This is a genomic window from Massilia sp. 05N420, from assembly GCF_056397205.1.
In genome coordinates this window covers 32,888-45,749 of the sequence record NZ_JBFTMX010000010.1, presented here as the reverse complement: position 1 = coordinate 45,749, position 12,862 = coordinate 32,888, and the positions used below count along the sequence as shown (strand labels likewise).

The 12,862-nt window shown below is 61.2% G+C and carries 13 protein-coding genes; 9 read left to right on the top strand and 4 right to left on the bottom strand.

Annotated features, from left to right (window positions below; translation table 11 throughout):
- Positions 1-198: 198 nt before the first annotated feature.
- Positions 199-684, top strand: coding sequence for an SgcJ/EcaC family oxidoreductase (locus AC1DIX_RS08165; RefSeq protein ID WP_477323443.1), 486 nt, complete (start codon positions 199-201; stop codon positions 682-684).
- A gap of 75 nt (positions 685-759) precedes the next feature.
- Here the strand turns inward: AC1DIX_RS08165 and glmS are convergent, their stop codons facing one another.
- Positions 760-2,589 carry a glutamine--fructose-6-phosphate transaminase (isomerizing) gene (gene glmS / locus AC1DIX_RS08160; protein ID WP_477323441.1) on the bottom strand — a complete coding sequence of 610 codons (1,830 nt, stop codon included), beginning with the start codon at positions 2,587-2,589 and terminating at the stop codon, positions 760-762.
- A 150-nt stretch (positions 2,590-2,739) separates the two neighbouring features.
- Between glmS and AC1DIX_RS08155 the strand changes: the two genes are divergently transcribed.
- On the top strand, positions 2,740-3,213 hold the full coding sequence (locus AC1DIX_RS08155; protein ID WP_477323439.1) for an Lrp/AsnC family transcriptional regulator: 474 nt from the start codon (positions 2,740-2,742) through the stop codon (positions 3,211-3,213).
- A 437-nt stretch (positions 3,214-3,650) separates the two neighbouring features.
- Here the strand turns inward: AC1DIX_RS08155 and glmU are convergent, their stop codons facing one another.
- A complete protein-coding gene (glmU, locus tag AC1DIX_RS08150) occupies positions 3,651-5,024 on the bottom strand; it encodes a bifunctional UDP-N-acetylglucosamine diphosphorylase/glucosamine-1-phosphate N-acetyltransferase GlmU (RefSeq protein ID WP_477323437.1) in 1,374 nt (457 codons plus the stop codon).
- Between the two features lie 34 nt (positions 5,025-5,058).
- Between glmU and AC1DIX_RS08145 the strand changes: the two genes are divergently transcribed.
- From AC1DIX_RS08145 to AC1DIX_RS08120, 6 genes are all read left to right on the top strand, one after another.
- Positions 5,059-5,955: a DUF6279 family lipoprotein gene (locus tag AC1DIX_RS08145; protein ID WP_477323435.1), complete on the top strand. Its 897-nt coding sequence runs from the start codon at positions 5,059-5,061 to the stop codon at positions 5,953-5,955.
- An 86-nt stretch (positions 5,956-6,041) separates the two neighbouring features.
- On the top strand, positions 6,042-6,680 hold the full coding sequence (gene rsmD, locus AC1DIX_RS08140) for a 16S rRNA (guanine(966)-N(2))-methyltransferase RsmD (RefSeq protein WP_441935130.1): 639 nt from the start codon (positions 6,042-6,044) through the stop codon (positions 6,678-6,680).
- Between the two features lie 92 nt (positions 6,681-6,772).
- The gene (gene coaD / locus AC1DIX_RS08135; RefSeq protein ID WP_441935129.1) at positions 6,773-7,276 is read left to right on the top strand and encodes a pantetheine-phosphate adenylyltransferase; all 504 of its coding nucleotides are present in this window, start codon (positions 6,773-6,775) and stop codon (positions 7,274-7,276) included.
- Between the two features lie 23 nt (positions 7,277-7,299).
- Positions 7,300-7,560: a YfhL family 4Fe-4S dicluster ferredoxin gene (locus AC1DIX_RS08130; RefSeq protein ID WP_441935128.1), complete on the top strand. Its 261-nt coding sequence runs from the start codon at positions 7,300-7,302 to the stop codon at positions 7,558-7,560.
- 268 nt (positions 7,561-7,828) lie between these two features.
- Positions 7,829-9,427: a methyl-accepting chemotaxis protein gene (locus tag AC1DIX_RS08125; RefSeq protein ID WP_477323433.1), complete on the top strand. Its 1,599-nt coding sequence runs from the start codon at positions 7,829-7,831 to the stop codon at positions 9,425-9,427.
- 41 nt (positions 9,428-9,468) lie between these two features.
- Entirely contained in the window at positions 9,469-10,089 is a 621-nt protein-coding gene (locus tag AC1DIX_RS08120; protein WP_441935126.1) for a chalcone isomerase family protein, read from the top strand.
- A 602-nt stretch (positions 10,090-10,691) separates the two neighbouring features.
- On the opposite strand, the gene AC1DIX_RS08115 is transcribed toward AC1DIX_RS08120, so the two are convergent.
- Positions 10,692-10,967 carry a hypothetical protein gene (locus AC1DIX_RS08115; protein ID WP_477323431.1) on the bottom strand — a complete coding sequence of 92 codons (276 nt, stop codon included), beginning with the start codon at positions 10,965-10,967 and terminating at the stop codon, positions 10,692-10,694.
- A gap of 155 nt (positions 10,968-11,122) precedes the next feature.
- Here AC1DIX_RS08115 and AC1DIX_RS08110 point away from each other — a divergent pair, with 155 nt between their 5' ends.
- Entirely contained in the window at positions 11,123-12,103 is a 981-nt protein-coding gene (locus AC1DIX_RS08110) for a LysR family transcriptional regulator (RefSeq protein WP_442123922.1), read from the top strand.
- A gap of 165 nt (positions 12,104-12,268) precedes the next feature.
- Here the strand turns inward: AC1DIX_RS08110 and AC1DIX_RS08105 are convergent, their stop codons facing one another.
- On the bottom strand, positions 12,269-12,724 hold the full coding sequence (locus AC1DIX_RS08105) for an Lrp/AsnC ligand binding domain-containing protein (RefSeq protein ID WP_435570377.1): 456 nt from the start codon (positions 12,722-12,724) through the stop codon (positions 12,269-12,271).
- Positions 12,725-12,862 lie beyond the last annotated feature (138 nt).

Genomic DNA, 12,862 nt, shown 5'->3' with positions numbered 1-12,862 from the left:
AACTGACGGCCATGTATTAACACAATTGAAACATTCTGAACGGCGCTGTTCTTCGCATTATCCGTCCGGCTGCAAGCGCGCTTGCAGCGTTTATGCGACATAAGTTCAAGCGCGCCGGAGCTGGCCGCGCACGGTCCTATGATAGGCCCGCATATTGATGAGTGATCCCTGACCTGAAGCCATCAAAGGAGATCCGCCATGAAACTGCTGACCCTGGTTGCAGCCCTGGCGCTGGCCGGCTGCTCCTCGCCACCCGCTTACCCCGGCAAGACCTACACCCACGTACCACGCACGGAAAAGTGCAAGCCGACCTCCGAAAAGAAGATCGCGGCCCTGTTCGACCGCTGGAACGACTCGCTGGAGTCGGGTGATCCGCACAAGGTCGTGGCCAACTATGCGGACGACGCCATCCTGCTGGCGACCGTGTCCAGCCAGCCCAAGCTGACGCCGGCGGAAAGAGAGGAGTATTTCGAGACTTTCCTGCTCAATGAACCGTCGGGCAAGATCGACCTGCGGCGCATCTACCTCGGCTGTAACGTCGCCGTCGATGCCGGCCTGTACACCTTCACCTTCGGCAGGACCGGGCAGGTGGTGCCTGCGCGTTATACCTTTACTTACCGATGGGATGGGGAGCAGTGGTTGATTACTAGCCATCATTCTTCGGTGTTGCCGGAGCAGGAGTGAAAGCGGGAACAAGACGAAAAAAAAAGGCCGCGAGCTTTCGTTCGCGGCCTGTTCTGGCTGGGATAAAGCGGGTTCTTACTCGACCGTCACCGACTTCGCCAGATTACGCGGCTTATCCACATCGGTACCACGCGCCAGCGCCGTGTGATACGCCAGCAGCTGCAGCGCCGCCACGTGCAGGATCGGCGACAGCAGGCCGTAGTGCTCCGGCAGACGGATCACGTGCAGGCCTTCGCTCGAGGTGATGTGGGTGTCGACGTCGGCGAAGCAGTACAGCTGGCCGCCGCGGGCGCGGACTTCCTGCATGTTCGACTTCAGCTTTTCCAGCAGGGCGTCGTTCGGGGCGATCGTCACCACCGGCATCTCTTCGGTCACCAGCGCCAGCGGGCCGTGCTTCAGCTCGCCTGCCGGGTAGGCTTCGGCGTGGATGTACGAGATTTCCTTCAGCTTCAGTGCGCCTTCGAGGGCGATCGGATAGTGGATGCCGCGACCCAGGAAGAGGGCGTTTTCCTTGCGCGCGAATTCCTCGGCCCAGGCGATGATCTGCGGTTCCAGCGCCAGCACCGAGCTCAGCGCGACCGGCAGGTGGCGCATCTGCTTCAGGTAAGTGGCTTCTTCCTCGTCGCTCAGGCGGCCGTTCACTTGCGCCAGAGTCAGGGTCAGCAGGAACAGGGCGGCCAGCTGGGTGGTGAAGGCCTTGGTCGAGGCCACGCCGACTTCGACGCCGGCGCGGGTGATGTAGGCCAGCTTGCACTCGCGCACCATGGCGCTGGTGGCGACGTTGCAGATGGTGAGCGTGTGGACCATGCCCAGGCTGCGGGCGTGCTTCAGCGCGGCCAGGGTGTCGGCGGTTTCGCCCGACTGCGAGATCGTCACCACCAGGGTCTGCGGGTGCGGGACGCTGTCGCGGTAGCGGTATTCGCTGGCGATCTCGACGCTCACCGGGATCTTGGCCACCGATTCGATCCAGTACTTGGCGGTGAGGCCCGCGTAGTAGCTGGTGCCGCAGGCCAGGATCAGCACACGGTCGATTTCCTTGAACACGCGGAAGGCTTGGTCGCCGAACAGTTCCGGCATGATGCCGGTGACGCCTTCGAGGGTGTCGCCGACCACGCGCGGCTGCTCGAAGATTTCCTTCTGCATGTAGTGGCGGTAGGGGCCGAGTTCGGCGGCGCCGGTGTGGGCGTGCACGGTTTTCACTTCGCGCTCGGCCGGGCGGCCGTCGACGTCGACGATCCAGTAGCGGGCCAGTTGCAGGTCGACTACGTCGCCTTCTTCCAGGTAGATGATCTGGTCGGTGGTGCCGGCCAGCGCCATCGCGTCCGAGGCGACGAAGTTCTCGCCCTTGCCCAGGCCGACGATCAGCGGCGAGCCCTGGCGCGCGGCCACCACGCGGTGCGGCTCTTCGCGGCAGAATACGGCGATGGCGTAGGCGCCGTGCAGGCGTTTCACGGCCTGCTGGACGGTCTCGAACAGGTCGCCGTTGTACATGTGGTCGACCAGGTGGGCGATGACTTCGGTGTCGGTCTGGCTGGTGAATTTGTAGCCGAGATCCGTCAGTTCGCGGCGCAGCTCGTCGTGGTTCTCAATGATGCCGTTGTGGACCAGGGCGATACGGGCGTTCTCTTCGGTCGGCGAGAAGTGCGGGTGGGCGTTCTTGGTGGCCGGGGCGCCGTGGGTGGCCCAGCGGGTGTGGGCGATGCCGGTGAAGCCCTGCAGCCCGGTTTCCTTGATCTGGGATTCGAGGTCGGCCACGCGCGAAGTGCTGCGCGAACGCTGCAGACGGCCGTCGACGTGCAGGGCAACGCCGCAGGAATCGTAGCCACGGTATTCAAGGCGCTTCAGACCTTCGATCAGGATAGGGGTAATGTTGCGTTGAGCTACAGCTCCGACGATACCGCACATGGTTGGACTCCAATAGAAATTAACAGATGTCAATAATGTAGAGCAGACGTTATGAAATAAGCTTTCAAAATCCAACCATTTTTGATAGATTATTTCACGAGCTATCCAGTATGGAATATTCTTTCAAATTTTAAAGAAATCTTTACAAAAATGTCGACAGAGCCCCATGTCTTGGACGAACTTGATCGTCGCATCTTAAATACGCTACAAGTTGATGCATCTCATACGAACGCCGAATTGGCGGAATTGGTACACGTATCGCAGCCAACTTGCCTGCGGCGCGTCAAACAGCTGACCGAAAACGGTGTTATCGAACGGCAAGTTGCGATCGTCTCGCCGGACAAGGTGGGCGCGCGCCTGACTGCCATCGTCGAGATCACGCTGGACGTGCAGGCCGCCGACCGCATGGAGGAGTTCGAACTCGTCGTCGCAGAGGACGCCGCGGTGCTGCAGTGCTACCGGGTCGCGCCCGGCCCCGATTTCGTGCTGGTGGTGCAGGTTGCCGACATGCCGGCCTACCACGCGCTGGCGCACCGCCTGTTCACCACGCATAAGAACGTGCGTAACGTAAAAGCCTATTTCTCGACCTTTCGCAGCAAGTTCGAGACCCGTATCGTGGTGTAAAAATACGGTCACGCACAAGTCATCCACAGGGGCTTGTGGATAATGTGGATAAGCTGTTTACCTGTAAACTTTGCCATCGACCAAGTAATGCACAACTCATCCACAGTCGGTTGTGGACAGATTGTGACATTGCCGAATTTGTGAGCAGAGGGTGTCATCGGCCGCAAAAACGGCCGCTCGACGGGGACGAGCACCCGTTTCATGCGTTGTGGATAACCCCGGCAATCAACACCCCGATATGCCGCAGCCGCTTCCAGCGCCAGAGAAGAAAAGCTTGATAAAACAAACACCAATAAAGACAACAGGCCCGTCGGATCACCGTACGGGCCTGTGGATGACTTTGTGGATGACTGGGCGAAAACCCTGTGCAAAGCCGGTGGACCAGGCTGTGCCCAAGCTGTTGCCAAGCTGTGGCTATACTGTGCGCAGCCGGTGGATTACTTCTTCTTGACCGGACGCGTCCAGTTCTCGATCGTCATCTGCTTCGGACGCGAGATCGTCAGCTTGCCGGCCGGCGCATCCTTGGTCAGCGTGGTGCCGGCACCCAGGGTCGCGCCCTTGCCGACGCGCACCGGGGCCACCAGCTGGCTATCGCTGCCGATGAAGGCTTCATCTTCGATCACGGTGCGGAATTTATTCGCGCCATCGTAGTTGCAGGTGATGGTGCCGGCGCCGATGTTTACACGCGAACCGACGTCGGCATCGCCCACATAGGCCAGGTGGTTCGCCTTGCTGTGGGCGGCGACCTTGCTGTTCTTCACTTCGACGAAGTTGCCGATGTGGACATCTTCGGCCAGCTCGGTACCCGGGCGCAGGCGCGCGTAGGGGCCGATCTGCGATTTGTCGCCAACGATCGCATCTTCCAGGTGGCAGAAGGGTTTGATCTGGACGCCGGCGCCGACCCTGGTATTCACCAGCACGCAGTTGGCGCCGATGGTCACGCCGTCCGCCAGTTCGACACGGCCTTCGAACACGCAGCCGACGTCGATCGAAACGTCGCGGCCGCAGATCAGTTCGCCGCGCACGTCGATGCGGGCCGGATCCAGCAGGTGCACGCCCTTTTCCAGCAGCGCATTCGCGATGTTCAGCTGGTGGCGGCGCTCGAGTTCGGCCAGCTGCACCTTGCTGTTCACACCGGCGACTTCCCACTCGGCGGATGGATGCGCCGACACCACCGGCACGCCGTTCGCCACCGCCTGGGCCACGATGTCGGTGAGGTAATATTCGCCTTGGGCGTTATTGTTCTTGAGCGCGCCCAGCCAGCCGTTCAGGTGCCTGGTCGGGATCACCATGATGCCGCTGTTGATTTCCTTGATCGCGCGCTCTTCCTCGTTGGCATCCTTCTCTTCGACGATGCRCACGATCTTGCCGTCTTCGCGGATAATGCGGCCCAGGCCGAAGGGGTTGTCCTGCACCACGGTCAGGATCGCCAGCTTGTCGTCGCCGGCGGCCTCGACCAGGCGCTGCAGGCTGGCGCTGGTGGTCAGCGGCACGTCGCCGTACAGCACCAGGGTCGGCGCGTTCTCGTCGACCTGGGGCAGGGCCTGCATCACTGCGTGGCCGGTGCCGAGCTGGGGCTGCTGCAGGGCGGTGTCGATGACGATGCCGGCGTCAAGGCCCCATTCGTGAACCGCACTCGGCACAGCTGCGCCGCCGTGGCCATAAATCACGCATAATTTACTCGGCTTTAAGCTGCGCGCCGTGTCGATGACATGCTGTAACAGCGGCTTCCCAGCCAGTGGATGCAAGACTTTGGGCAGGGCGGATTGCATGCGTTTTCCCATGCCGGCGGCGAGGATGACTACGTTCATATGCCGTTCTCAATAGAAAAAGTAGTTGAATAATATGAAAAATTTTAACACGCCCCAATCGTTGCTCCAGCGCGCACGCCTGCTGTTTCTGGTCGCGCTGATGGTTCTTGCCGCAGGTTGCAGCACGATCCGCTTTACCTACAATCATGGCGATACCTTGCTGTACTGGTGGTTGAACACTTACGTCGACCTCGACAGCGACCAGTCCGACTGGGTCAAGAAGGATATCGACAACCTGTTCCAGTGGCACCGCGCGACCCAGTTGCGCGACTACGCCGGCCTGCTGGGCAAGATGCAGCGCCAGCTCGGCGACGGCAACGTCACCCAGGACGAGCTGCTGTCCGATTACCGCGACATCAAGGCGCGCACCGAGCTGCTGGCCTTCAAGGCGCTGCCCCAGCTGGCCGACCTGGCGATGTCGATCAAGCCCGACCAGATCGCCCAGATAGAGCAGAAGTTTGCCAAGAATAACGACAAATTCCGCAAGGAGTTCATGAGCGGCAGCGTCGAGGATCAGCACAAGGCCCGCTTCAAGAAGGCGATGAGCCAGTTCGAGCTGTGGCTCGGCAGCTTCAGCCGCGACCAGGAAGCGGCGCTGCGCCGGGCCTCGGATGCGCGCCCGCTGGACAACGACGTCTTCCTGCAGGAACGCATGCTGCGCCAGAAGAAGATCGTGGCCCTGCTGCGCCGCGTGCACGACCAGAAGCTGAACAAGGAACAGACCATGTCGGCCGTGCACGACCTGTTGCGCGAGATGTTCGACCGCATGGAGGCGCCGGAGCGCAAAGCCTTCTACGATGCCTATGTGGACAGCACCTCGAAGTTCATCCTGACCGCGATCAAGCTGACCACGCCGGAGCAGAAACAGCACGCGCAGAAGCGGATACAGGGCTGGATCAACGATTTCAACGCCCTGGCGCAGGGGAAATAATCGCGATCGTGGACATGGATGCCCGCCCTACCTGACTCGGCCGTAGGGTGGGCACCCCGTGCCCACCTGCATGCTATAGTCCGGCCATGCAAAAGAAGTCCTCACACAAACCTTCGTATCCCCGCCGCCCGGGCCCGCCGCAACAGGTGCGCATCATCGGCGGCGCCTGGAAACGCACGCCGCTGCCCGTGCTTGATGCCTTCGGCCTGCGTCCCACACCCGACCGCGTGCGCGAGACCGTGTTCAACTGGATCCGCCACCAGACTGGCGGCGACTGGGACCAGCTCGACTGCCTGGACCTGTTCGCCGGCAGCGGCGCCCTCGGCTTCGAGGCGGCCAGCCGCGGCGTGCATTCCGTCACCATGATCGATACCCTCGGGCCGGTGGTGCGCCAGCTCGAAACCATCAAGGAAAAGCTGAAAGCCGACAACGTCAGGATCCTGCGTGCCGATGCGCTGGCCGTCGCACGCGACCTGGCCCAGCGCGGCCAGCGTTTCGACCTGATCTTCCTGGACCCGCCTTATCAACAGGATTTCCTGAGCCAGGCCCTGCCGCTGTGCGCCGGCCTGCTGAAGGAGGGCGGCCTGGTGTATGCGGAGGCGGGTGCGGCCCTGCCGTTCGCGGAAACGGAACAGGACAGTACGCCGGAGTGGCTGTCGGGCTGGCAGCTGGTGCGTGGCGACAAGGCCGGCATGGTCTACTTTCACCTGCTGAAGTTGCACTAAAACACGGCAATTTCAGCCCTATCCTGGGGCGGCTGCCGAATTTTCAGGCATAATGCGCGCTTATTCAGGTGCATTTCTCCAGGGGAGCCGCAATGGTTGTAGCCGTTTATCCAGGTACGTTCGATCCGCTGACCCGCGGCCACGAGGATTTGGTGCGTCGCGCATCGGGTCTGTTCGACACCCTGGTCGTCGGTGTCGCCGACAGCAAGAACAAGAAACCGTTCTTTTCGCTCGACGAACGCCTGGAAATCGCCAACGAAGTGCTTGGCCACTATCCGAACGTGAAGGTCGAAAGCTTCAGTGGCCTGCTCAAGGATTTCGTGCGCAAGCATGATGCGCGCGTGATCGTGCGCGGCCTGCGCGCCGTGTCCGACTTCGAGTACGAGTTCCAGATGGCCGGCATGAACCGCTACCTGTTGCCCGACGTCGAAACCCTGTTCCTGACCCCGTCCGACCAGTACCAGTTCATCTCCGGCACCATCGTGCGCGAGATCGCGATGCTGGGCGGCGACGTCTCCAAATTCGTGTTCCCTTCGGTCGACCGCTGGCTGCAGAAGAAGATCGCGGCCATCACCGGCGCCGCACCGAAGGCCTGAGCTTCACGCAAGAGGTTGTAAAAATGGCTTTGCTGATTACCGACGACTGCATCAATTGCGACGTGTGCGAGCCCGAGTGCCCGAACGACGCCATCTCGATGGGCGCGGAGTATTACCAGATCGACCCGCACAAGTGCACCGAATGCGTCGGCCACTTTGACGAACCGCAGTGCGTGGCACTGTGCCCGGTCGCCTGCATCCCCTTCAATCCGGAGTGGCGCGAAACCCGCGAAGAACTCCAGGCCAAGTACGAAAAGCTGACCGCCGCCAAGGCCGCAGCCTGAGAGCGTGCTTCAAGTTCGGGCCGGCGCCTGCCGGTCCTTCCCCCGTCGACTATGACATTCGCGCAACACTGCGCCGCTATCCGCCAGCGTCCGTGTTGCACAGCAAACTCCCTCTTTTCCTCTCCGGCGACGTCGGCATGACTGTCGCTTGTGCATCCGCAGCATCGAAATAGTTCCGAATATTTAATTTGGGCAAATTGATTGGTGCTATATTTGTTATCAAAAAAATAGCACGTCCATTCTATTTTTGATGGGAACGGGGAGACATATGATTAGGAATATGCGGATCGGCCAGCGCCTGGCCGTGGGCTTCGGCTTCGTGATTGCCTTGCTGGTGCTGTTGGCGGCGATCTCCTGGCTGCGGATGGAAAGCCTGAACAAGGAGATGGAAACGCTGGTGCGGGTGCGCTACGCGAATACGGTGGCCGCCAACCTGGTCAAGGAAGACGTGAGCGAAGCCACGCGCAGCATGCTCAACGTCCTGATCATGAGCGACCCCGAGCAGATCAAGAAGGAACTGGCCAATACCGAAGCGCGCAGCGCCAAGGCGACCGCGGCGGTGGCGCAACTGGCCAAGCACGTCGGCGATGCCGAAGGCGAGGGCATCCTGAAGGCGATCGCCGCCATCCAGGACAAATTCCTGCCGGCCCAGACAAAATTCATCGGCCTGGTCAACGAAGACAAGAAGGACGAGGCCATGGTGAAATTCATGTTCTCGCTGCGTCCGCAGCAAACCCGTTATTTCGAGCAGCTCGACAAGTTCGTCGCCTACCAGAACGCGGCCATGAACAAGGCCGGCCAGGATGCCGCCGCCGTCACCCGCCGCACCCAGATGCTGATCCTGCTTCTCGCCGGCGCGGCCTGCCTGCTGTCGCTCGGCGTGGCGGTGCTGTCGACGAGCAGCATCACCGGGCCGCTGGCTCAGGTGGTGGAGATCGCCCGCCGCGTCGCCGACGGCGATCTCACCAGCGACATCGCCGTCGACAGCCGCGACGAGGCCGGCCAGATGATGGAAGCGCTGCGCCACATGAACGACAGCCTGATCCGCATCGTCGGCGAGGTGCGCACCAGCACCGAATCGATGGCCGGCGTGACCGGTGAAATCGCCAGCGGCAACCTCGACCTCTCGAGCCGCACCGAAGCCCAGGCCAGTTCCCTGGCCCAGACCTCGAGCTCGATGCGCGAACTGACCGATACCGTGCAGCAGAACGCGGACAACGCGCGCCAGGCGAATACGCTGGCGGCCCAGGCTTCCGAAGTGGCGGCGCGCGGCGGCTCCGTCGTGTCGCACGTGATCGCCACCATGGCTTCCATTACCGGTTCCTCGAAAAAGATCGTCGACATCATCGGCGTGATCGACGGCATTGCCTTCCAGACCAATATCCTGGCCCTGAACGCCGCGGTGGAGGCGGCGCGCGCCGGAGAACAGGGACGCGGCTTTGCCGTGGTGGCGTCCGAAGTACGCAACCTGGCCCAGCGCTCGGCGGCGGCGGCGAAGGAGATCAAGTTGCTGATCAGCGATTCTGTGGATAAAGTGCATGAAGGCAGCAGCCTGGTCGAGCAGGCCGGCGTGACGATGGCCGAGGTGGTCGAGAGCGTGCGCCGCGTGACCGACATCATGGGAGAAATCACGGCCGCCAGCGTCGAGCAGAGCGCCGGCATCGCCCAGGTCAGCCAGACCATCGTCGAGATGGACCAGACTACGCAGCAGAACGCGGCGCTGGTCGAGGAGGCGGCAGCAAGCGCGTCGACGATGCAGGAACAGGYGGCGCGTCTGGCGCGTGCGGTCAGCGTCTTCAAGCTCGACCAGGATACTGCGCAGGCGCCGTCCCGCCTGTCGTCCGAACCCCGGCTGACGCTGGGCTAAGCCATTACTAATGCATTACCGTTCATTCTGAGGAGACACACATGACTTCCATTTCCAACACCTCCTTTGCGCGCCGACTGGTCGTCAAAGGCATGATGGCCGGCGCCCTGCTGGCCGCCGCCATCAGCCTGCCGGCCCAGGCGTCGGTCGACGTCAGCGGCTACAAGTTCGAGGACACCGCCAAGGTCGCCGGCAAGGACCTGAAACTGAACGGCGCCGGCATGCGCACCAAGCTGATCATCAAGGTCTATGCGGCCGGCCTCTACCTGCCGGAAAAGAAGACCGCCACCGCCGACATCATGAAACTGGAAGGCCCGCGCCGCGTGACCCTGCAGATGGCGCGCGACATCTCGTCCGAAGACTTCGGCAAGGCCTTCATGGATGGCCTGAACGAAAACGTCGACAAGGCCGAGAAGCAGAAGATCGTGGCCCAGATCGGCAAGATGGGCGAGCTGTTCGCCTCGGTCGATGCTCTCAAGAAGGGCGATGTGCTGCATCTGGACTGGATTCCGGGCACCGGTACCCAGGCTGAGCTGAACGGCAAGAAGCTGGGCGACCCCATCCCCGACATCAACTTCTACAACGCCATCCTGCGCATCTGGCTGGGCGACAAGCCGGTCGACCGCTCGCTGAAGCCGGCCCTGCTCGGCGAAGCCAAGTGATTTAAGACCCTCGCATCATCCTGGTTCGACGCGGCCCCGGGCAACCGGCGCCGCGTTTTTTTTCACCCTGATTTTTTTTACTGCGCAGCTGCCGGATTTCCGGATGAGGCCGGCCCCCATCAGGCATGCCGAGGCCGCTGGCGGCCCATGTCTTCGATAAGATCGAAACTACGATAATTCAACCACACATAACGACTCTTCTTGAACTTCTTTCTTCGTAGCGATATCTCATCATTAAATTACGCGCATCTGCATCGTTCTAGCCTTCACATCGTCTATCAGGAAGCTGCATCGACTGTCTTACGCAGAATGCCAATGATGAAATCATCCTCTCTTAAAATCACTGCAAAACTCATCAATATTCATGCATCATGCATTTTTATGAATATTCGAATTTATGCGCCATGCATACGATATCGACTAATTGTTAAATCGGTTGCTTAAAAAATCCCCAGAAAACCGGAGCGACCGGAAGTCGACCGCGATTCTTCATTCCCACTCAGGGCGGGCAGGAAACGAGGGGGTGAACGGGGTGAACGGACGAAAAAAAAACGGCACCGGTTGCCCGGGTGCCGTTCAAGGAGAAATTCTGTATGAACTGGTCAGGAACGCAGCGCGCGCACCTCGGCGGGGCCGGCGACGGCCACTGCGGCCTGTTGCGCCAGCTTGGCGTCGCGCAGCTTGCGACGTGCGGCCAGCTCGTCCTTCGACGGACGCGGGCGCACAACCAGCACCAGCGCACGGGCGATGCCGATCAGGAGGGGACGGAAGAACATCAGCAGCCCACCCAGCAGGACCAGCTGGAGCATGCTGGTGAACAGATGCATGAACGGCAGGGCCGTCATCGGTGCTTGTAACAGGGCGTCAGTGAAAGACATGGCTCAGGAAAGTGTTCAACGTTAAGGTTCGAGGTAACTATAGTGCAACGCAACATATAAATCTAATCACGTTCTCTGATGAGTCTTATATTGATCGTGAATGGAAATCGGGTACACTTGCAAACATCACATACGCAGCCCCAGAACGGACCCCCATGAGCTTCCTCACGCTTGACCTGAACCTGCTCCGCGTCTTCGACGCCGTCATGACCGAGCAAAACCTGACCCGCGCCGCCGGCCACCTGGCGATGACCCAGCCCGCCGTGTCGAACGCCATCAAGCGCCTGCGCGAAAGCCTGGGCGACGAGCTCCTGATCCGCACCGCCTACGGCGTCAAGCCGACCCCGCGCGCCGAAGCGCTGTGGCCGGCCGTGCGCCAGGCGCTGGCCGCGCTGGAAGCGGCGGTGATGCCGGAAACCTTCGACGTCTCCAAGGCCCAGGCCACCTTCCGCCTGGCGATGGCGGACGCCACCGCGGCGCTGTGGCTGCCGTCGCTGGTGCGCTCGATCGAAAAGGAAGCGCAGGGGGTGAATATCCGCATGGTGCCGCTGACCACGCGCGAGCCGCGGCCGATGCTGCTGCGCGGCGACATCGACCTGGCCGTCGGCTTCTTCCCAGGCGTGGCGGCCCAGTTATCGTACGAAACCGGCTCGCCGATCCGCCATGAGCGCCTGTATTCGGGTGAATATGTGGCGGTGATGCGCAAGAACCACCCGCTGGCCCAGGGCAAGCTGGAACTGGACGATTACTGCAAGGCGAACCACCTGCTGGTGAGTTTTTCCGGCCGCGCCCATGGCCTGGTCGACGAAGCCCTGGCCCAGGTCGGCCGCGAGCGCCGCATCCTGCTGACCGTGAACCAGTTCTTCACCGCCGGCCGCGTGGTCGCCAATTCGGACCTGGTGACGGTGCTGCCGAAGCACCTGATCGCCTCGACCGGCGCCGCCGACGCCCTGGTATGGCGCGAACTGCCCTTCCAGCTGCCGGCCGTGCACCTGGACATGCTGTGGCACGAACGCGACGGCCGCAGCCCGGCCCACCGCTGGCTGCGCAAGAACCTCGAACAGATGTCGGCTGCGGCGCAGAAGACGCTGCCGCAGGCTTCGGAGGCGAATGTGAAGATGGAGAAGATTGCTTAAGCGGCGTTCCCGCTAAACCCCGTCATCCCCGCGTAGGCGGGGACCCAAGTTCTGCGTGAGTTATCGAAACACTGACAAACTTGGACCCCCGCCTTCGCGGGGGCGACGTTATTCAAGTAAGCGGGGATGACGTTTAGAAGCCGCAGGTACTAACAAGCGATTTGCTTATTTGATAGGCAGCTTGGTCGTATTCTTCACTTCCTCCATCACCGCATAGGTGTGCGTCTCGCGCACCCCCTTCTGCAGCAGGGTCTTGCCCAGGAACTCCCGGTACGCCGCCATGTCCTTCACGCGCGCCTTGACCAGGTAGTCGAAGCCGCCGGCGACCATATGGCATTCCAGCACCTCGGGAATCAGCTGGACGCTCTGTTTGAAGGCGTCGAAGACTTCCGGCGTGGTGCGGTCCAGCACCACTTCGATGAAGACCAGCAGCGATACGTCCAGCAGCACGGGATTCAGCTGGGCCGTGTAACCCATGATGTAGCCGGACTCGTGCAGCTTGCGCACGCGTTCCAGGCAGGCCGCGGGCGACAGGTTGACGCGGGCGGCCAGTTCGACGTTGCTGATACGCCCGTCGTTCTGCAGCTCGGCAAGGATTTTCTTGCTGATCTTGTCCAGCATGTTCTTCTCTCTCCACTATAAATATTATTTGGTGAAATTCTCTCACCAAAAACTATCTATTGCTAGTCTTCTGTAAAAACAGAATTAATCCAGAAGATTTCCCTCTACAATCGAATCATGTATTCACATTTGCGCTTG